Here is a 23,423-nt window from a genome sequence, read left to right on the forward strand (position 1 = left end):
CCTCACCCCTGCGAAGACTTACCGGAATTCGGCAAGGGGTCACCGGGACGCGCCGGAGCGGTCAGGAAATCCCGAATTCCTTGCCGAGCAGATCGAATACTTCGTCGTCCGTGGCTGATTCCAGATCGCTGCCGCCCATACCAGGGCCTTCCGGGGCCGACGCCTCGCCGAATTCACCGGCAATCGCCAACAGGCCCTGGAGCTTTGACAGGATCCGGTCGCGAGCTTCGCTCTCCGCCAACTTCGTGACCAATTCTTGTTCGACCCTGTCCAGATCGGCAAGTAGGGAATCCACTAGGGCCGGTTCGGCCGCTCCGGCCATCTCCAAGAACACATGGCGGGCCAGGAGAATGGGTGTCGGATGGTCGAAGACCAGCGTCGCGGGAAGCCGCAACCCAGTGGCCTTGTTCAGCCGGTTGCGCAGTTCGACGGCCGTGAGGGAGTCGAAGCCCAGGTCCTGGAAGGCGTGTTCCGGCCGGACCGTACGGTCCGACGTGTGCCCCAGGACCACGGCCACCTCCGCCCGGACCAGGTCCAGGACGGTCTTCTCCCGTTCGGCCTCCGGCAGCCCCTCCAGGCGCCCGGCCAACGAGGACACGGAGGAGGCGTCTGCCTGCGCGGTCCTCCGGGCGGCCGCGGCCGGCACGAGGGCGCGCAGGACCGGCGGTGCCTCACCGACGCGGAGCGCACCGGTGTCGATACGGACCGGGGCGAGCACCGCCTCGTCCGAAGCCAGTGCCGCGTCGAACAGCCGCAGCCCCTCCCCCGGCAGTAGCGCCAGCACGCCGCTGCGCGCCATCCGCGCCCGGTCGGCCTCGGCGAGGCCGTCCGTCATCGCACCGGACTGTTCCCACACACCCCATGCCAGCGACGTGGCAGGGAGCCCCTCACGGCGCCGGTGCGCCGAGAAGGCGTCGAGGAAGGAGTTCGCCGCCGCGTAGCTCGCCTGACCGGCGCTGCCGACCAGGCCGGCGACGGACGAGAACACCACGAAGGCGGCCAGGCCCATTCCCCGGGTGCACTCGTGCAGGTTCAGCACGGCGTCCACCTTGGGGCGGAAGACCTCCCTCATCCTCTCCGGCGTGACCGAGGCGACGACCCCGTCGTCGAGTACACCCGCGGTGTGCACGACGGCCGACAGCGCGTGCTCGCCGAGCCCGTCCAGCATTGCGGAGACGGCCTCCCTGTCCGCGACGTCGCAGGCCGCCCAGGTGACCTCGGCACCCCATGCGACCAGTTCGGCCTCCAGCTCGACCGCGCCGGGGGCCTGAGCACCGCGCCGGCTGAGCAGCAGCAGGCTGCGCACGCCGTGCTCGGCGACCAGGTGCCGTGCGACGAGCCCGCCCAGCGCACCGGACGCACCGGTCACCAGGACGGTGCCGGCACCGAAGTCCGGCGTGCCGGTGGCGGTCCCGGTGGCCTTCACCAGACGCGGTACGAACACCTCCCCGTCGCGGACCGCGAACTGCGGCTCACCGGAAGCGAGCGCGCCGGGCAGCACACGGACCGCCTCATCGGTGTCCCCGGCCTCCACCAGCACGATCCGGTCCGGATTCTCCGACTGCGCAGACCGCACAAGCCCCCACACCGCGGCATGAGCCAGATCGCCCGGACGCGTCACCAACGCCAGACGCCCCGCACGCTCCTGCGCCAACCACCACTGCACCAACACCAGAACCTCACTCGCGATGCCGTGCACACGCTCGGCGGTCTCCGCACCGGACCCCGCCGGGCACGGAACGACGGTGACCACCGCGACATCGGGAAGGGCCGGCTCGGCGGACAGAGCGGCCAGGCCCGCGTAGCTCCGTACGTCGAGCCCAGCGGCAGCGGCAGTCCCGTTGAGGGCCGCGGGCTGCCATGCGAGGCCGAACAGCGAGTCGTCGGCGCGCCTGCCGGAGCCGCCCGCCGCGAGCAGTTGCTCGCGCGACACCGGCCGCAGCGACAGCGAGCCGACCGTGGCCACCAGACCACCCGAGGCATCGGCCACGGTCAGCGACACCGCGTCCGTACCCGTGCGAGAGACCTTGACCCGCAGTGCCGTCGCCCCCGCGGCACGCACACCCACTTCGGACCAGGCGAAGGGCAGCAGAGGACCGTCGACGACGGGGACGAGCCCGCCCGCGCCGATCGCATGGAGCGCCGCGTCCAGCAGCGCCGGATGAACGGCGAACGCGCCCGCCTCCGTGGCCTCGGGGAGGGCGACCTCGGCGAGGACGTCGTTACCGCTCCGCCACACCGACCGCAGGCCGCGGAAGACCGGGCCGTAGCCCAGGCCGAGTCCGTCCAGGCCCTCGTAGAACCCGGTCAGGTCGACGGCCTCCGCATCCGCCGGCGGCCACGCGCCGAGGTCCGCGCCGTGCGGCGGCTCGGGCAGCGCGTCCGTCAGGAAGCCGACCGCGTGCCGCACCCACGGCGCGTCGTCAGGGGCGTCCTCACGTCGCGAGTGCACGCTCAGGGCGCGCCTGCCCGGCTCCTCCTCGGCCCCGACCCACACCTGCACGGCCACACCACCGCGCTCCGGGACGATCAGCGGTGCTTCCAGCGTCAGGTCCTCGACCTGTGCACAACCGGCTTCGTCGCCCGCACGCACCGCCAGCTCCACGAGCGCGGTACCCGGCAGCAGCACGCTGTCCATGACGGTGTGGTCGGCGAGCCAGGGGTGCGTCTTGAGCGAGAGCCGCCCGGTGACCAGGAACCCGTCGGCGCCGGGAAGCGCGACCGCCGCACCGGCCAACGGGTGCTCCGCCGCACCCAGCCCGAGTCCGGTGGCAGCGGCACTGCCGGTGAACTCCTCGGGCGCTTCCAGCCAGAAGCACTCGTACTGGAAGGCGTAGGTCGGCAGGTCGACGCGCCGGGCGCCGGGGAAGACCGCCCGCCAGTCCGGGGAGACGCCATGGGCGTGCAGCTCGGCGAGCGCGGTGACTACGGCCTGCGGCTCGGGACGGTCGGTCCGTACGACGGGCACGGTGACGATGTCGCTATCGCTATGGGCATCGCTGTCGAGGCAGTCCTGGGCGAGGGCGCTGAGGACACCACCGGGGCCGATCTCGACGAAGGTCGTCACGCCCAGCTCGTGGAGAGTCTGGACGCCGTCGGCGAAGCGGACCGCTTCACGGACGTGCCGGACCCAGTATTCGGGCGTGTACGGCTCGGCCAGGCAGCCGGTGAGGTTCGAAACGACAGGAATCCGCGGCTCGTTGAAGGCCAGCCCGCTGACGGCCTCGGCGAACTCCTCCAGCATCGGATCCATCAGCGGCGAATGGAACGCGTGACTGACCTTCAGTCGGGACGTCTTACGACGCTGCTCCCGGAACGCCTCGCCGATGGCGACGACCACGTCCTCGGCACCGGAGACCACGACCGACCGCGGGCCGTTGACCGCCGCGATGCCGACGCCGTCGGTGAGGTGCGGAAGGATTTCGTCCTCGGTCGCCTGTACGGCGACCATCGCCCCGCCGACGGGCAGCGCCTGCATCAGCGCGGCGCGCGCGCTCACCAGCTTCGCCGCGTCCTCGAGCGACAACACACCCACCACATGAGCGGCCGCGATCTCACCCACCGAGTGACCGGCCACGTAATCCGGCCGGATACCCCACGATTCGAGAAGGCGGAACAGAGCGACCTCGACAGCAAAGAGCGAGGGCTGCGTCGAACCCGTCTGGTCGAGCACCTCCGAGTCGACGTCGACGGGCGCGTCCAGAAGCGCGCACACCTCGTCGTACGCCGCCGCGAATACCGGGTACGCCTCGTACAGTTCGCGCCCCATGCCGATCCGCTGCGAACCCTGACCCGAGAACAAGAACCCGACCTTGCCCCCGGTTCCCGGTTCGCCCAGGACGACCCGGGTGGACGTGGACCCTGCGGCCAGCGCGCGGAGCCCTTCCAGGAGTTCATCCCGGTTCTCCCCCACCACGGCGGCCCTGTGCTCCATGGCCGAGCGTGTGGTGGCGAGCGAGAAGCCGATGTCGGCCGGCTGCAGGTCCGTGCCGGTGTCCGTGTCCGGGGCGTGGGCCAGGGACAGCAGGCGCTGTGCCTGTGCCCGCAGCGCCGCCTCGGTCCTGCCCGACAGCACCCATGGCACGACCGCGCCGGAGTCGGGCGCGGGCGGCAGCTCCGCCGAAGCGGGAGCCTGCTCGACGATCACGTGCGCATTGGTGCCGCTGATACCGAAGGACGACACGGCGGCACGACGCGGGCGGTCCGACTCGGGCCAGTCGACTGCCTCGGTCAACAGCCGGACATCACCGGCCGACCAGTCCACATGCGGGGTCGGCTCGTCCACGTGCAGGGTCTGCGGCAGCACACCGTGCCGCATCGCCATCACCATCTTGATCACACCACCGACACCGGCCGCGGCCTGGGCGTGGCCGATGTTCGACTTCAGCGAACCCAGCCACAACGGCCGGTCCCCAGGTCGCTCCTGCCCGTAAGTGGCGAGCAGCGCCTGCGCCTCGATCGGGTCACCCAGCCTCGTCCCCGTACCGTGCGCCTCCACCGCATCGACCTGATCCGAGGACAGGCCCGCGTTGGCCAGCGCCTGCCGGATCACGCGCTGCTGCGCCGGACCGTTCGGAGCCGTCAGACCGTTCGACGCACCGTCCTGGTTCACCGCCGTACCACGGACCACCGCCAGCACCTGGTGGCCGTTGCGCTGCGCGTCGGACAACCGCTCCACCAGGAGCATGCCCGCACCCTCGGCCCAGCCCGTACCGTCCGCCCCGGCGGCGAACGCCTTGCACCGGCCGTCCGCCGACAGCCCGCGCTGACGGCTGAACTCCACGAACGTCGAGGGAGTCGCCATGACGGTGACGCCGCCGGCCAGCGCCATCGAGCACTCGCCACTTCGCAGCGCCTGGGCCGCCAGGTGCAGCGCCACCAGCGAGGACGAGCACGCCGTGTCGACCGTGACCGCCGGGCCCTCGAGCCCGAACGTGTAAGAAACGCGGCCGGAGGCGACGCTGCCCGCGCTGCCACTGCCCAGGTAGGCGTCCATGCCCTCGGGAGCCGTTGTCACGCGGCCGCCGTAGTCGTGGTACATCACGCCGGCGAAGACACCGGTCCTGCTGCCCCGCACGGTCGCCGGGTCGATCCCGGCCCGCTCGAACGCCTCCCACGACGTCTCCAGCAGCAACCGCTGCTGCGGGTCCATCGCCAACGCCTCACGCGGCGAGATCCCGAAGAAGGCCGGGTCGAACTCGGCAGCCCCGTGCAGGAAGCCACCGTGCCGCACATAGGACTTGCCGGAGCGGTCGGGGTCCGGGTCGTAGAGGTCCTCCACGTCCCAGCCGCGGTCCTCGGGGAAGCCCGAGATCGCGTCGCCGCCGGAGGCGACGAGACGCCACAGGCCTTCGGGCGACCGCACGTCACCGGGGAACCGGCAGGCCATGCCCACGATCGCGATCGGCTCGTCCGTCCCGGTCACCGCGGCGACCGCGGCCTCGGACCGCTCCTGGACGCCCAGCGTCTCGGCCAGCAGGAAGCGGGAGAGCGCGACGGGCGTGGGGTGGTCGAAGACCATGGTCGCGGGAAGCCGCAGCCCGGTCACCGCGTTCAGCCGGTTGCGGAGTTCCACGGAGGTGAGCGAATCGAAACCGGCGTCCTGGAACGCGTGTTCCGGCTGGACGGACTGGGCCGAGGCGTGGCCGAGCACGGCGGCGACCTCGGCGCGCACCAGGTCAAGCACCACCTGCTCGCGCTCGGCCTCGGGCAGCCCGGCCAGCCGCTGACCCAGCGATCCCTTCGGCGCGGTCTGCGCCGTGCGCCGCGTGGTGCCCCGTACAGGGCCGCGCAGCCCTCGCAGGACCGGCGGAACCGTGCCCTGCGGCCCGCCCAGGTCCAGTCGGAGCGGGGCGACGGCGGCCCGGTCCAGGGCCAGCGCCGCGTCGAACAGCCGCAGGCCCTCGTCAACGGCTATCGGGGCCAGGCCCACCCGCTTGAGCCGGGCGAGGTCCGCCTGGTCGAGCCGGTCGGCCATGCCGCTGCCCTGCTCCCACAGGCCCCACGCCAGCGACGTGGCGGGAAGCCCCTGGGCACGACGGACTTCGGCGAAGGCGTCGAGGAAGGTGTTCGCCGACGCGTAGTTGCCCTGTCCCGCGCTGCCCAGGATGCCGGACACCGAGGAGAAGACGACGAACGCCGACAGGTCACTCGTCAGCTCATGGAGGTTGAGCACGGCGTCGACCTTCGGACGCAGCACCTTCTCCATGCGCTCCGGGGTGAGCGCGGCGATCACGCCGTCGTCGAGGACGCCGGCCGTGTGCACCACGGCGGTCACCGGCGTGCCGGCCAGCACCTCGGCTAGGGCACCCCGGTCGGCCGCATCGCAGGCCGCCCAGGTGACCTCGGCACCCCACGCGGCCAGTTCGGCCTCCAGCTCGACCGCGCCGGGGGCCTGAGCACCGCGCCGGCTGAGCAGCAGCAGGCTGCGCACGCCGTGCTCGGCGACCAGGTGCCGTGCGACGAGCCCGCCCAGCGCACCGGACGCACCGGTCACCAGGACGGTGCCGGCACCGAAGTCCGGCGTGCCGGTGGCGGTCCCGGTGGCCTTCACCAGACGCGGTACGAACACCTCCCCGTCGCGGACCGCGAACTGCGGCTCACCGGAAGCGAGCGCGCCGGGCAGCACACGGACCGCCTCATCGGTGTCCCCGGCCTCCACCAGCACGATCCGGTCCGGATTCTCCGACTGCGCAGACCGCACAAGCCCCCACACCGCGGCATGAGCCAGATCGCCCGGACGCGTCACCAACGCCAGACGCCCCGCACGCTCCTGCGCCAACCACCACTGCACCAACACCAGAACCTCACTCGCGATGCCGTGCACACGCTCGGCGGTCTCCGCACCGGACCCCGCCGGGCACGGAACGACGACGACATCCGGTGCCCCTTCCGACTCTCGCAGTGCGTCGAAGTCCGCGGCCGTCTCGATCGTCAACGCGTCGGTCGCGGAGGGAAGCATGAACGGCGTCCACTCCAGCCCGAACAGCTGAGCGCTGCCACCAGCACTGCGCGGTTGGTCCGCCGAGACGGCCCGCAACGACAGCGACTCGACCGAGGCCACCGGGTCACCGGCGCCATCGGCCACGGCCAGCGTCACCGAACCGGTGGCCGTCCGAGACAGCTTCACCCGCACCTTCGCGGCACCGGCGGCCTGCACGCCGACGCCGGACCAGGCGAACGGCAGGGCCGGGCCGTCGTCCAGCGACACCAGCCCACCGGCGACCAGTGCGTGCAGGGCGGCGTCCAGCAGCGCCGGGTGCAGGGTGAACGCCGCCGCCTCGGCAACCGACTCCTCCGGCAGCTCGACCTCGGCGAGGACGTCGTCCCCGCCGCGCCACACCGAGCTCAGGCCCTGGAAGACCGGACCGTAGTCCAGGCCGGCGGCGGCCATACCCTCGTAGAACGCCGTCAGGTCGACGGCCTCCGCATCCGCCGGCGGCCACGCTCCGAGGTCCGCAGCGGACGGGGCCTCTGCCGAGGACAGCACACCCGTCGCGTGCCGCAGCCACGAACCGTCGTCGACGCGCGAGTGCACGCTCAACTGCCGCCGACCGGACTCGTCCTCCGGGCCGACAGTCACCTGAAGGGGCACGCCACCGCGCTCGGGCACGACCAGCGGAACCTCAAGGGCGAGGTCTTCGATCCATCCGCACCCCGTCTCGTCGCCCGCCCGGATCGCCAACTCGACGAACGCGGTGCCGGGCAGCAGAACGGCCCCGTTCACGGCGTGGTCGGCGAGCCACGGGTGGGTTTCGAGGGAGAGCAGTCCGGTGAGCAGGACCCCGTCGCTGTCGGCCGTCGCAATCGCGGCGCCGAGCAGCGGGTGGTCCGCCGCCCCCAGGCCAGCGGCCCGGACATCACCGGCCTCCGGGGGAACATCGAGCCAGTAGCGCTCGCGCTGGAAGGCGTAGGTCGGCAGGTCGACGCGCCGGGCGCCCGGGAAGACCGCCCGCCAGTCGGGCGAGATGCCGTGGGTGTGCAGCTGCCCGACAGCGGTGACGAGGGCGTACGGCTCGGGGCGGTCGGCACGCAGGGCGGGAACGGTGACGACGTCTGTGCTGTCGTCGAAGCAGCCCTGGGCGAGGGCGCTGAGGACGCCGCCCAGGCCGATCTCGACGAACGTGGTCACACCCAGGTCGCCGAGGGTCTCGATGCCGTCGGCGAAGCGAACCGCTTCGCGCACGTGCTGGACCCAGTATTCGGGCGTGTACGGCTCGGCCAGGCGACCGGTGAGGTTCGAAACGACAGGAATCCGCGGCTCGTTGAAGGCCAGCCCGCTGACGGCCTCGGCGAACTCCTCCAGCATCGGATCCATCAACGGCGAGTGGAACGCATGACTGACCTTCAGACGGGACGTCTTACGACCCTGACCGGCGAAGGTCTCACCGATCGCGACGACCGTATCCTCCACGCCTGAAACCACAACTGACCGCGGGCCGTTGACCGCCGCGATACCGACCTCGTCGGTCAGGTACGGCAGCACCTCGCCCTCGGCCGCCTGGACCGCCACCATGGCCCCGCCGACGGGCAGCGCCTGCATCAGCGCGGCGCGCGCGCTCACCAGCTTCGCCGCGTCCTCGATCGACAACACACCCACCACATGAGCGGCCGCGATCTCACCCACCGAGTGACCGGCCACGTAATCCGGCCGGATACCCCACGATTCGAGAAGGCGGAACAGAGCGACCTCGACAGCGAAAAGCGCGGGCTGCGTCGAACCCGTCTGGTCGAGCTCCTCCGAGTCGACGTCGACCGGCGCATCCAGAAGCGCACACACCTCGTCGTACGCCGCCGCGAATACCGGGTACGCCTCGTACAGTTCGCGCCCCATGCCGAACCGCTGCGACCCCTGACCCGAGAACAAGAACCCGACCTTGCCCCCAACGGCACCACCCGCCGGAGCGGCCCCGGAAACAATCGCCTCCAGCCCCCGCCGGAACTCCCCGAGCTCCTCCCCCACGACCACCGCACGGCGCTCCAGCACCGCACGCGACGTCGCCAGCGAGAACGCCACGTCCTCCGGCCGAACCCCGGCACCACCGATGCCCCCGACGTCCTCGGCGCCCTCGGCGCCCTCGGCGCCCTCGGCACCCTCGGCGTCCAGGAAGGACAACAGCCGCCCCGCCTGCTCCCGCAACGCCGCATCGCTCTTCGCCGACAGCACCCATGGCACGACCGCAGCCGGGGCCGAAGCCGGGGACTCCTCCGTGACGCCAGGCGCCTGCTCGACGATCACGTGCGCATTGGTGCCGCTCACACCGAAGGAGGACACCGCAGCTCGGCGCGGCCCGTCGCTCGCAGGCCACTCCACGGCCTCGGTCAGCAGCTGCACCGCGCCCGCCGACCAGTCCACGTGCGGCGTCGGCTCGTCGACGTGCAGGGTCTGCGGCAGCACACCGTGCCGCATCGCCATCACCATCTTGATCACACCACCGACACCGGCCGCGGCCTGGGCGTGGCCGATGTTCGACTTCAGCGAACCCAGCCACAACGGCCGGTCCCCAGGTCGCTCCTGCCCGTAAGTGGCGAGCAGCGCCTGCGCCTCGATCGGGTCACCCAGCCTCGTCCCCGTACCGTGCGCCTCCACCGCATCGACCTGATCCGAGGACAGGCCCGCGTTGGCCAGCGCCTGCCGGATCACGCGCTGCTGCGCCGGACCGTTCGGAGCCGTCAGACCGTTCGACGCACCGTCCTGGTTCACCGCCGTACCACGGACCACCGCCAGCACCTGGTGGCCGTTGCGCTGCGCGTCGGACAACCGCTCCACCAGGAGCATGCCCGCACCCTCGGCCCAGCCCGTACCGTCCGCCCCGGCGGCGAACGCCTTGCACCGGCCGTCCGCCGACAGCCCGCGCTGACGGCTGAACTCCACGAACACGGACGGGCCTGCCATCACCGTGACGCCGCCGACCAGCGCCATCGAGCACTCGCCGCTCCGCAGGGCCTGGGCCGCCAGGTGCAGCGCCACCAGCGAGGACGAGCACGCCGTGTCGACCGTGACCGCCGGGCCCTCGAGCCCGAACGTGTAAGAAACGCGCCCCGAAGCGACGCTGCCCGCACTGCCGTTGACGAGGTAGCCCTCCAGCCCGGCCGGCGAAGTGTGCACGCGCCCGCCGTAGTCGTGGTACATCACGCCGGCGAAGACACCGGTCCTGCTGCCCCGCACCGTCGCCGGGTCGATCCCGGCCCGCTCGAACGCCTCCCACGACGTCTCCAGCAGCAACCGCTGCTGCGGGTCCATCGCCAACGCCTCACGCGGCGAGATCCCGAAGAACTCGGCGTCGAAGTCCGCCGCGTCGTGGAGGAAGCCGCCCTCTCGGGTGTAGCTGGTGCCCCACTGGTCGGGGTTCGGGTCGTAGAGCTTCTCCACGTCCCAGCCGCGGTCCTCGGGGAAGCCCGACACGGCGTCGCGGCCGGAGAACACCAGCTGCCACAGGTCCTCGGGCGACCGCACGCCGCCGGGGTAGCGGCAGGCCATGCCCACGATCGCGATGGGCTCGTCCGCCGTTCCGGTGGCCGTGGGGAGGGTCACCGGCACGGCGGCCACCGCCTCACCGGAGCCTGCGGCCTCGGCGGTGAGGAAGCGGGCGAGGGTGAGCGGGTTCGGGTAGTCGAAGACCACGGTGGCGGGCAGGCGCATGCCGACGGCCGAGTTGAGCCGGTTGCGCAGTTCGACGGCGGTCAGCGAGTCGAACCCGATGTCCTTGAACGAGTCGTCCGCGCCGACCGACTGCGCGCCGGCGTGCCCGAGCACGGCGGCGACCTCGGTGCGCACCAGGTCAAGCACCACCCGCTCACGCTCGGCCTCCGGCAGCCCGGCCAGCCGCTGACCCAGCGATCCCTTCGGCGCGGTCCGCGCCGGGCGCCGCACCGGTGCGACCCGCACCAGTCCACGCAGGACCGGCGGAACGGGCCGGCCCTGTCCGTCGCGGAAGGCGGACGTGTCGAGTCGGACAGGAGCAACTGCTGCCCGATCGGCGGCCAGTGCCGCGTCGAACATCCGCATGCCGTCCGCCGGCGGGATCGCGGCGAGGCCCATGCGCTTGATGCGCGTGAGATCCGAGTGGTCGAGCCTGCTGGTCATGGCGCTCTCGCTGTCCTGCGCCCACAGGCCCCAGGCCAGCGACGTGGCCCGCAGGCCGACGGAACGGCGGTGCTCGGCGAGGGCGTCGAGGAAGGTGTTGGCAGCGGCGTAGTTCCCCTGGCCCGGCGTGCCGAGGGTGCCCGCCACCGAGGAGAAGAGCACGAACGCGGACAGGTCGCCGGACAGCTCACCCGCCAGGTCGTGCAGGTTCAGCGCCGCGTCCACCTTGGGGCGGAACACGGCGTCCAGCCGCTCGGGGGTCAGCGAACCGATGATTCCGTCGTCCAGGACGCCGGCGGTGTGAATGATCGCGGACAGACTCTGCCCGGACCCGGTCAGGAGTGCGCGGACGGCGTCGCGGTCGGCCACATCACACGCGGCCCAGGTGACGTCGGCGCCCTGCGCGGTCAGCTCGGCAGCGAGTTGGGCGGCGCCGGGCGCATCCCCGCCGCGGCGGCTGACGAGCAGCAGACTGCGGACGCCGTGCTCGGCGACCAGGTGCCGGGCGAGCAGCCCGCCAAGTCCGCCCGACGCGCCCGTCAGCAGGACGGTGCCGGAGCCGAGGCCGGGAAGCTCCGGCTCCGCGTCCGGCGCGGCGACGCGGACCAGTCTCGGCACCCGGACCTCGTCGTCGCCGTCCACCGCGGCCTGTGGCTCACCCGACGCGATCAGGCCGGACAGCACCCGGGCAAGACCGGCATCGTCAACACCGCTGCCGGCGTTGCCATTGGCACCGGCATCGGCATCGCTGGAGGTCTCGACCAGCACGATGCGGTCGGGGTTCTCGGTCTGCGCCGAGCGCACCAGGCCACGGACCGCCGACTGGGCGAGGTCTCCCGTACGCGTCACCAGTACCAGGCGCCCCGGGCGTTCCTCGGCCAGCCACCACTGCAACAACTCCAGCACGGCGTAGCTGACCTCACGGACCCGCGTGGCCAGGTCCGCGCCGACCCCGATCGGGCAGGGCACGACGACGGCATCGGCGACAGCTCTGGCATCGGCGTCGGCATCGGCTTCGGTGTCCGCCAGCGAGTCAGCGGCACGAAGAGCGGCAAGATCCCGGTACGTCTCGATCCTCATGCCGGCCGGCGCGGACGGCAGGCTGACCGGCGTCCACTCCACGCCGAAGACCGCGTCGTCGCTGCCGGAACCGGCACGCAACTGGTCGACGGGCACCGGGCGCAGCGTCAGCGAGTCGACCTGCGCGACCGGCTCTCCGGCGCCGTCGGCCAGCACCAGCGACACCGTGGAGGTGCCTGTTCCGGCGCGCGAAACCTTCACCCGCAGGCCGGAGGCTCCGGCAGCCGCCAGGCGCACGCCGCTCCAGGCGAAGGGCAGCAGCCCGTTCCCCGTCCCGGCCTCGGGCTCGACCGCGCCCAGCCAGACGGTGTGCAGGGCGGCGTCGAACAACGCGGGGTGCAGGCCGTACGCGCCCGCGTCCGTCCGCTCCGCGCCGGGCAGCTCCACCTCGGCGAAGAAGTCGTCCCCGCTCCGCCACGCGGCGCGCAGCCCCTGGAAGACGGGACCGTAGTCGAGCGCCATGCCGGCGAGGCGGTCGTAGAACCCGTCGACGTCGACCGGCTCCGCACCCACAGGTGGCCACGCGGTGTGCGAGCCGTCCACGGGCCCTCCTGTGGCGACGGTCAGCGAGCCGGAGGCGTGCCGGACCCACACCCGGTCGGAGTCGTCCTCGTGGGCGTACGCATCCCGGTCGTCGATCCGCGAGTGCACGGTCAGCGTCCTGCGGCCCGAGCCGTCATCGGCGCCGACGCGCACCTGCACGGCGACGCCGCCGCGCTCGGGCACGAGCAGCGGTGTCTCCAGCGTCAACTCTTCCAGCAGGTCGCAGCCCACGGCGTCGGCAGCGGTGAGCGCCAGCTCGACGAACGCGGTTCCCGGCAGGAGTGCGACCCCACTGACGGCGTGGTCCACCAGCCACGGGTGCGTGTGCGTCGAGAGCCGCCCGGTGAGCAGGTGTCCGTCGCCGTCGGCCAGCGGCACGGCAGCGCCGAGGAGCGGGTGACCGGCCTCGCCCTGCCCCACCGCGCGCATGTCGCCGGCGGAGGCGGGGGCGTCGAGCCAGTAGCGCTCGCGCTGGAAGGCGTAGGTCGGCAGGTCGACGCGGCGGGCGCCCGGGAAGAAGGCGTGCCAGTCCACTTCGGCGCCGCTGACGTGCAGTTGGGCGTACGCGGTGGTGAGCGCCTGGCGTTCGGGGCGGTCGGCTCGGAGTACGGGGACCGTGACGATGTCGTCCACACAGCCCTGCGCCATGCCGCTGAGGACACCGCCGGGACCGATCTCCACGAACGTGGTCACACCCAGCTCGTGCAGGGTCCGCACGCCATCGGCGAAGCGCACCGCTTCACGGACGTGCCGGACCCAGTATTCGGGGGTGTACGGCTCGGCCAGGCGACCGGTGAGGTTGGAGACCACCGGGATCCGCGGCTCACTGAACGTCAGACCGCGCACGACGTCCCCGAACTCATCCAGCATCGGATCCATCAACGGCGAATGAAACGCGTGACTGACCGTCAACCGGGAAGTTTTACGGCCCTGTTGGGTGAAGACCTCGGCGATCCCCAGTACGGCATCCTCGGCTCCGGAGATCACAACGGATCGAGGGCCGTTGACCGCCGCGATGCCGACCTCGTCGGTCAGGTGCGGCAGCACCTCGTCCTCGGTCGCCTGGACCGCGACCATGGCGCCGCCGGTCGGCAGCGCCTGCATCAACGCGGCGCGCGCCGACACCAGCTTCGCCGCATCCTCGAGCGACAACACACCCGCCACATGCGCGGCCGCGATCTCACCCACCGAGTGTCCGGCCACATAGTCCGGCCGGACCCCCCACGACTCCAGCAGCCGGAACAAGGCCACCTCAACGGCGAACAACGCCGGCTGCGTCGAACCCGTCTGATTCAACGTCTCCGAGTCGACATCGACCGGCCCATCCAGAAGCGCACACACCTCGTCGTACGCCGCAGCAAACACCGGACAGGACGCGTACAACTCACGCCCCATCCCCAGCCGCTGCGACCCCTGACCCGAGAACAAGAACCCGATCTTGTCTGCCGAGTGAGCGCGCCCGGCGACGACGTTCGCCGCCGGTTCGCCTGCCGCAAGGGCCTCCAGACCCGCCCGCAGTTCGGCAAAGTCGATGCCGATCACCGCGGCCCGGTGCTCCAGCGCCGACCGCGTCGTGGCCGACGAGAATCCGACGTCGACGGGCGACGCGTCGTCGGTCGCGAAGTCCAGCAGACGGTCCGCCTGGGCCCGCAGCGCCACTTCACTCTTGGCCGACAGCACCCACGGCACGGGCACCGGGTGGTGTTCCCGGGCCGGCTCGGCCGTGGCCGCGGCGGGCGCCTCCTCGATGATGGTGTGCGCGTTGGTGCCGCCGATGCCGAAGGACGACACCGCGGCCCGGCGGGGCCTGGCGGTCCCGGGCCATTGCACCGGCTCGGTCAGCAGCCGCACGGCGCCCGCGGACCAGTCGACGTGGGCGGTCGGCTCGTCCACATGGAGTGTCTGCGGCAGCACGCCGTACTGCATCGCCAGCACCATCTTCATCACGCCGGCGACGCCCGCCGCGGCCTGTGTGTGACCGATGTTGGACTTGACCGAGCCCAGCCACACCGGCCGGTCGTCGGAGTGTTCCTGGCCGTACGTGGCGAGGAGCGCCTGCGCCTCGATCGGGTCGCCGAGCCTGGTCCCCGTGCCGTGGGCCTCGACGGCGTCCACATCGGCCGGCGTGAGCCCGGCGGACGCCAGCGCCTGCCGGATCACCCGCTGCTGCGCGGGACCGTTGGGCGCGGTCAGACCGTTGGACGCACCGTCCTGGTTCACCGCACTGCCCCGTACGACGGCCAGCACTCGGTGCCCGTTCCGACGGGCGTCGGACAGCCGCTCCACCAGCAGCAGGCCGACGCCTTCGCCCCAGCCCGTGCCGTCGGCACCGGCCGCGAACGCCTTGCACCGGCCGTCGGGCGACAGCCCGCGCTGCCGGCTGAACTCCACGAACAGGTCCGGCGTGGTCATGACGGTGACACCCCCGACCAGGGCCATCGAGCACTCGCCGCTCCGCAGTGCCTGCGCGGCAAGGTGGAGGGCCACGAGCGACGACGAGCACGCCGTGTCGACGGTGACCGCTGGGCCCTCGAGGCCGAACGTGTAGGAGATGCGTCCGGAAACGACCGAGGCCGCCTTGCCGGTGAGGGCATATCCCTCGATCTCCTCGGGCGCGTTGCGCAGCCCGTTGGCATAGTCCTGGCCGTTGGTGCCGATGAAGACACCGGTACGGCCGGCCCGGACGGACGCGGGGGCGATGCCGGCGCGCTCGAAGGCCTCCCACGCGGTCTCCAGGAGCAGCCGCTGCTGAGGATCCATGGCCAGCGCCTCGCGCGGCGAGATCCCGAACAGACCGGCGTCGAAGCGGTCGGCGCCCTGGATGAAGCCGCCCTCGCGCGAGTACGTCTTGCCGGGCCGGTCGGGGTCGGGGTCGTAGAGCGCGTCGATGTCCCAGCCGCGGTCGGTGGGGAAGCCGGACATCGCGTCCCGGCCGGAGCTCAGCAGCTCCCACAGGTCCTCCGGCGACTGGACGCCGCCGGGGAAGCGGCAGCTCATGCTGACGATCGCGAGGGGCTCGTCGGCCGCGGCGGCGGCCGTCGCCTGCGCGGCGGCCGCCTCCAGTCCCTGCCGGCCGAGGAGCTCCTCGCCCAGGTGGCGGGCGAGGGCAGTGGGGGTCGGGTGGTCGAAGACCAGGGTGGTGGGCAGCTTGAGGCCGGTGGCCGTGTTGAGCCTGTTGCGCAGTTCGACGGCGGTGAGCGAGTCGAAGCCGGTCTCACGGAACGTCCGGTCGGCTTCGAAGGCGCCCTTGCCCGTGTGGCCGAGCACGGTGGCGGCCTGCTCGCGGACCAGGTCCAGCAGGATGCGGCCCTGTTCTGCTTGCGTGGCGCCGAAGAGGCGCTGGACCAGCGCGGACACGGGCACTTCGGCGCTCTGCGCGGCCTGGGCGCGTGCTTCGAGGGCCTTGCGGGCCTCGGGCACGCCGTACAGCAACGGGCAGGGACGCGTGCCGGCGAAGGCCGGGACGAAGCGGTCCCAGTCCACGTCCGCGACGGTCACTGAGGTCTCGCCGTGGGTCAGCGCACCGTGCAGCGCGGAGATCGCGGGAAGGGCCGCGATCGCCCTTACGCCGCGCCGCCGCAGGTGGTCACCGGCGGCGCCATCGGCCATCCCTCCGGCAGCCCAGGATCCCCACGCGACGGCCAGCGCGGGAACGCCCTGCGCCCGGCGCTGCTCGGCGAGCGCGTCGAGGAAGGCGTTCGCGGCACCGTAGGCGCCCTGGCCGCTGTTGCCCCAGACACCGGTCATCGAGGAGAAGAGCACGAAGGCGTCCAGGTCCTTGCGGTCCCGGGTGAGCTCGTGCAGGTGGAGCGCCGCGTCCACCTTGGGGCGCAGCACGTGGTCGAGGCGCTCGGGCGTGAGCGATTCGACCAGCCCGTCGTCGAGTACGCCCGCGGTGTGCACCACGGCGTTCACGGCGTGCCGGCCGAACAACTCGGCGAGCGCGTCACGGTCGGCCGCATCGCACGCGGTGATCGTTACCTGAGCACCCAACTCCTCGAGCTCCGCCTTGAGTTCGGCGGCGCCCGGGGCGTCGGGGCCCCGACGACTGGTGAGCACCAGGTGCTCGGCACCGGCACCGGCGAGCCAGCGGGCTACGTGCCCACCCAACGCACCCGTACCACCGGTCACGAGCACGGTGCCGCGCGGCGACCAGGATGCGTCCACCGGCGCCGTGCTCTGCGGCGCACGCACCAGGCGGCGGCCGTACACGCCCGAGGCGCGTACGGCGAGCTGGTCCTCGTCGGCCTGGGTCAGCAGGCCGGCCAGTCGCTCCAGCGCGCGGGAGTCGAGTTCGGCGGGCAGGTCGACGAGCCCACCCCAGCGCTGCGGCTGTTCCAGCGCGACGATCCTGCCCAGGCCCCAGAGCTGGGCGGAGACGGGGTCGGTCAGCAGGTCCGCCGTGCCGGTTGACACTGCGCCGCTGGTCAGGCACCACAGCGGGGCCTCGATCCCGACGTCACCAAGGGCCTGGACAAGCAGAACGAGCCGCTGGAGGGCGCCCGTCCCCGCCTCCCCCTGTGCTGCGGCGAACAGGATGCCGTCGGCCTGCTCGTGCCCGGCGTCGGCGAAGGCCCGAGCGAGCGCCTCGCGGTCGGTGTCCTCGCCCACGGCGAACGGTACGAGAGCGACGCCGAGTTCCGTGAACCCGGCGCGGATCGCCTCGGTCCACGCGGTCTCCTCGGAGACCACGTAGAGCCAGGTCCCCGACCCAGCGGCCCCGACGATGTCACCGAGCGGGTGCCAGGTGATCCGGTAGCGCCAGCCGTCGGCGGTGGACTGCTCGCGCCGCTGCCGGCGCCAGGCGGACAACTTGGGTGCGACCACGTCCAGTTCGGCGGGCTCCAGTCCCAGGAGCGCACCGAGAGATGCCTGGTCCTCGCTCTCGACAGAGTCCCAGAACTCGGCGTCCATCACCTCCGGGGCGCCGGCGGTCGCCGCCTGAGGCGCATCGAGCCAGTAGCGCTCACGCTGGAAGGCGTAGGTCGGCAGGTCGACGCGGCGCGCACCCGGGAAGAGCGCCTGCCAGTCGGGCGAGATGCCGTGGGTGTGCAGCTGCCCGACAGCGGTGACGAGGGCGTACGGCTCGGGGTGGTCGGTCCGGAGTACGGGGACGGTGACGATGTCGTCCGCACAGCCCTGCGCCATGCCGCTGAGGACACCGCCGGGACCGATCTCCACGAACGTGGTCACACCCAGCTCGTGCAGGGCCCGCACACCGTCGGCGAAGCGCACCGCTTCACGGACGTGCCGGACCCAGTATTCGGGGGTGTACGGCTCGGCCAGGCGACCGGTGAGGTTGGAGACCACCGGGATCCGCGGCTCACTGAACGTCAGACCGCGGAGGACCTCCCCGAACTCATCCAGCATCGGATCCATCAACGGCGAATGGAACGCATGACTGACCTTCAGACGGGACGTCTTACGACCCTGACCGGCGAAGATCTCACCGATCGCGACGACCGCGTCCTCCACGCCGGAAACCACAACGGACTGAGGGCCGTTGACCGCCGCGATGCCGACCTCGTCGGTCAGGTGCGGCAGCACCTCGTCCTCGGCCGCCTGGACCGCGACCATGGCGCCGCCGGTCGGCAGGGCCTGCATCAACGCCGCACGCGCCGACACCAGCTTCGCCGCATCCTCGAGCGACAACACACCCGCCACATGCGCGGCCGCGATCTCACCCACCGAGTGTCCGGCCACATAGTCCGGCCGGACCCCCCACGACTCCAGCAGCCGGAACAAGGCCACCTCAACGGCGAACAACGCCGGCTGCGTCGAACCCGTCTGATTCAACGTCTCCGAGTCGACATCGACCGGCCCATCCAGAAGCGCACACACCTCGTCGTACGCCGCAGCAAACACCGGATAGGACGCGTACAACTCACGCCCCATCCCCAGCCGCTGCGAACCCTGACCCGAGAACAAGAACCCGACCTTGTCCCCGACAGCACCACCCACCAAAGCGGCCCCGGAAACAATCGCCTCCAGCCCCCGCCGGAACTCCCCGAGCTCCTCCCCCACAACCACCGCACGGCGCTCCAGCACCGCACGCGACGTCGCCAGCGAGAACGCCACGTCCTCCCGCCGAACCCCAGCACCACCGACGCCGCCCCCGACGCCCTCGGCGTCCAGGAACGACAACAGCCGCCCCGCCTGCTCCCGCAACGCCACATCGCTCTTCGCCGACAACACCCATGGGACCGGTCCCGCAACTGCCGTCGTCCCACGGGCGGGCTCTTCGCTCGTCGCGGCCTGCTCGACGATGACGTGCGCATTGGTGCCGCTGATACCGAAGGAGGACACCGCGGCCCGGCGCGGCACCTCACGCGCGGGCCACTCCATGGCCTCGGTCAGCAGTCGTACGCCGCTTGCCGACCAGTCCACGTGCGGGGTCGGCTCGTCGACATGCAGAGTCTGCGGCAGCACACCGTGCCGCATCGCCATGACCATCTTGATCACGCCGGCCACGCCCGCCGCGGCCTGTGTGTGACCGATGTTCGACTTCAGCGAACCCAGCCACAACGGCCGGTCGCTGTCCCGTCCCTGGCCGTAGGCGGCGATGAGGGCTTCCGCCTCGATCGGGTCGCCGAGCCGCGTGCCCGTACCGTGCGCCTCCACGGCGTCGACGTCCGCGGGCGCCAGTCCGGCGGCCGCCAGGGCCTGGCGGATGACGCGCTGCTGGGAGGGGCCGTTGGGCGCCGTGAGTCCGTTCGACGCGCCGTCCTGGTTGACCGCGCTGCCCCGCACGACGGCCAGCACCTGGTGGCCGTTGCGCCGGGCGTCGCTGAGCTGCTCCACCAGGAGCATGCCGACGCCTTCGGCCCAGCCGGTGCCATCCGCGTCGGCCGCGAACGCCTTGCACCGGCCGTCGGCCGACAGGCCGCGCTGGCGGCTGAACTCCACGAACATGCCGGGCGTGGACATCACGGTGACGCCGCCGGCCAGGGCCATCGTGCACTCGCCGCTCCGCAGCGACTGGACGGCCAGGTGCAGGGCGACCAGGGACGACGAGCAGGCCGTGTCCACCGTGACCGCGGGGCCTTCGAGGCCGAACGAGTAGGCCACACGGCCCGAGGCGACGCTGGTCGTCGTGCCGGTCAGCAGGTAGCCCTCGATGCCGTCGACCGGCTCGTGCAGCCGAGGGCCGTAGTCCTGTGCGGTCGCGCCGATGAACACGCCCGCCCGGCTCCCGCGCAGCGAGGCCGGATCGATGCCGGCCCGCTCGAAGGCCTCCCACGCGGTCTCCAGGACCAGCCGCTGCTGCGGGTCGATCGCGGCGGCCTCGCGGGGGCTGATGCCGAAGAAGCCTGCGTCGAACTCGGCCGCCTCGTGCAGGAAGCCGCCGTGCCGCGTCGAGGACTTGCCGGGTGTGCCGGGCTCAGGGTCGCAGAGCGCTTCGACGTCCCAGCCGCGGTCCGCCGGGAATCCGGAGATGGCGTCGCCGCCGGAGACAACCAGTCGCCACAGGTCCTCCGGGGAGCTCACACCGCCGGGCAGGCGGCAGCTCATGGCGACGATGGCGATGGGCTCGTCGGGGTCGGCCACCGTCGCGGGCGCGGAGGCCGCCGCGTCCTCGCCGCCCAGGGACTGGGCGGCGAGGTGGCGGGCGAGCGCGGCAGGGGTCGGGTGGTCGAACAGCAGCCCGCTGGGCAGGCGGAGGCCGGTGGCCTCGCCGAGCTGGTTGCGCAGTTCCACCGAGCTGAGCGAGTCGAAGCCGAGGTCCTTGAACGTCCACTCGGTCTCGACCCGGCGGGCTTCGGCGTGGCCCAGGACGGCGGCGATGTGTGCGCGGACCAGGTCGAGCACGGCCTCGTCGCGTTCGGACTCGGGCAGTCCGGCCAGCCGCCGGCCCAGGACTCCGACAGGCGCTGTGTCGGTCTCGGCGATGGCGTCCGGCTGCGGAGCCGCGGGAACCCAGCCGGTGGTGGTGACGGGCGACGTGGTGTCACCGTCGAGCCAGTACCGCTGCCGTTCGAAGGCGTAGGTGGGGAGCGCGACTTTGCGGCGTGTGCCTCGCCCGCCGCCGACCAGGGCGTCCCAGTCCGGCTCCATGCCGTGGACGTGGAGCGACGCGACCGCCGCCAGCAGGGCCTGCGCCTCGGGGCGACGGGCGCGCAGGGCGGGGACGAACAGGGACGCGTTGTCAGCTCCGGCGCGGGCCATGGCGGTGAGTACGCCGCCGGGGCCGAGCTCCAGGTACGTGCGGACGCCGTGCTCGTCGAGGCGGGCGACGCCGTCGGCGAAGCGGACCGCGTCGCGCACGTGGCGGACCCAGTACTCGGCCGTGCATCCTTCGTACCCCGAGGGCTCCTCGGACAGTCGGCCCGTCACGTTGGACACGATCGGGATGTGCGGGGCGTGGAAGGTCAGACGCTTGGCCACGTCCCGGAACTCCGCCAGCATGGGTTCCATGTGCGGGGAGTGGAAGGCGTGGCTGACCCGCAGTCGGCTGGTCTTGCGGCCCAGGGCGGCGAAGGCGTCGGCGATCTCGGTGGCGAGGTCCTCGTCGCCGGAGACGACGACGGAGTCCGGGCCGTTCAGGGCGGCGATGCTCACGCGGTCCGTGTGGTCGCCGATACGGGCACGGACCTCGTCCTCCGCGGCCTGGACGGCGATCATGGCGCCGCCGGCGGGCAGGGCCTGCATCAGGCGGCCGCGCGCGGCCACGAGGGCGCAGGCGTCGGCGAGCGAGAGGACGCCGGCCACATGCGCGGCGGCGAGTTCGCCGATGGAGTGCCCCATCAGTACGTCGGGCGTGATGCCCCAGCTCTCCAGCAGCCGGAACAGGGCGACCTCGACGGCGAACAGCGAGGTCTGCGTGTAGAGGGTCCGGTCGAGTTCGGCGGCTTCGTCGGTGCCTTCGCGGGCGAACATGACCTCGCGCAGCGGCCGCGGCAGCAAGGGGTCGAGGTGTGCGCACACCTCGTCCAGCGCGAGGGCGAACGCCGGGAAGGTCTCGGCCGGTTCGCGGCCCATGCCGGCTCGCTGGCTGCCCTGGCCCGAGAAGAGAAAGGCGAGCTCGCCGCGCGGGCCGGTGCGACCCGCGGTCAGTGCGGCGTCGATGCCGCCGGTGGACAGCTCGCGCAGGGCGCGCAAGAAGTCGTCGCGCTCCTCACCCACGACGACGGCCCGATGTTGGAAAGCGGTGCGGCCGGTGGCCAGCGACCAGCCGACGTCGGGCAGGGCGAGATCGGGACACACCTCGGCGTGTGCGAGCAGGGCGGAGGCCTGGGCGCGCAGCCCGGATTCGGTCTTGGCGGACAACGGCCAAAGGGTCGCAGCCGCGCCCGTACCCGCGTCCACAGCCGCGCCCGTACCCGCGCCCGCAGCCTCACCCGCCGCCGTCGCCTGGTGTTCGGCCAGCACGATGTGGCAGTTGGTGCCGCCCATGCCGAACGAGTTGACGCCGGCGAGCAACGGGCGGCCGTCCTCGGCAGCCCATTCGCTGTGCTCGGTCTGCACCTGCATGTTCAGTCGGTCCAGCGGGATCGCCGGGTTCGGCGTCTCGAAGTTGAGGCTGGCGGGGAGTTGACGGTGGTTGAGCGACAGGACCGACTTCAGCAGGCCGGTGATGCCGGCGGCGCCCTCCAGATGGCCGACGTTGGTCTTGGCCGAGCCGACCCGCAGAGGGCGGCCGGGCTCGCGTCCCGTGCCGAGCACTGCGCCGAGCGCCGCTGCCTCGATGGGGTCACCGACCTTGGTACCGGTGCCGTGCAACTCCACGTAGCCGACGTGGGCGGGGTCGATTCCGGCCCGTTCGTAGGCGAGTCGGAGCACCTGTTCCTGCCCGGACTGCAGAGGTACGGTCAGCCCGTCGCCGCCACCGTCGTTGTTGACCGCACTGCCGCGGATCACGCAGTAGACGGGGTCGCCGTCCGCAACCGCCCGGGCGAGAGGCTTGAGGACGACGATGCCACCGCCCTCGCCGCGGACGTAACCGTTCGCACGAGCGTCGAAGGTGAAGCAACGGCCGTCGGGAGACAGGCCGCCGAACTTGGCGGCGCCCAGGGTGCTCTCGGGGACGATGTTGAGGTTCACGCCGCCCGCGAGGGCGATCGTCGATTCGCCCTTGCGGAGGCTCTCGCAGGCCAGGTGGACCGAGACCAGGGATGAGGACTGGCCGGAGTCCACGGTCAGGCTGGGGCCGTTCAGACCGAGGAAGTACGAGACCCGGTTGGCGATGATGCTGCGGTGCAGGCCGGTGACGGTATGCGGGGAGATGGCCGTGAGTCCCAAACGGTGGTGCAGGATCGCGTAGTCGTCCCAGATGGCGCCGACGAACACTCCGGTGCGGGTGGAGCGCAGCGTCTCGGCGCGCACATGTGCGTCCTCCAGCGCTTCCCAGGCCAACTCCAGCACGAGCCGCTGCTGCGGGTCCATGGCGGCGGCCTCCTTGGGGGACAGCCCGAAGAACCCGGCGTCGAAGTGGCCGATGCGGTCGAGGAATCCGCCCCGGCGGATGTCGGTCCTGCCGGGTGCGGACGGGTCGGCGTCACCCACCGCGGCCCCGTCCCACCGGTCCGGGGGGACGTCGGTGATCGCGTCCGCGCCCGCGCTGAGCAGCCGCCAGAAGGCGACCGGATCGGCGGCCCCCGGCAGTCGGCACGCCAGGCCGATGACAGCTATGCCATCGGCCGATTCCGCCGAAGCCGAACCGGCCCGATTCCCCGTTCCGTTGAGCTCGGACTCGACCATATTCCACTCCACCCAT

Annotated in this window: 1 protein-coding gene; it reads right to left on the reverse strand. The window is 72.2% G+C overall.

Annotation, left to right across the window (positions count from 1 at the left end):
- Positions 1 to 61: 61 nt before the first annotated feature.
- Positions 62 to 23,407 carry a type I polyketide synthase gene (locus N8I87_RS00980; RefSeq protein ID WP_263204768.1) on the reverse strand — a complete coding sequence of 7,782 codons (23,346 nt, stop codon included), beginning with the start codon at positions 23,405 to 23,407 and terminating at the stop codon, positions 62 to 64.
- Between the last annotated feature and the right edge of the window lie 16 nt (positions 23,408 to 23,423).

The sequence above is a fragment of the Streptomyces sp. HUAS 15-9 genome (genome assembly GCF_025642155.1).
GTDB lineage: Bacteria > Actinomycetota > Actinomycetes > Streptomycetales > Streptomycetaceae > Streptomyces.

Coding starts and splice junctions, on each gene's coding strand:
- N8I87_RS00980 (WP_263204768.1), bottom strand. CDS start 23,407: ATGGTCGAGTCCGAGCTCAACGGAACGGGGAATCGGGCCGGTTCGGCT.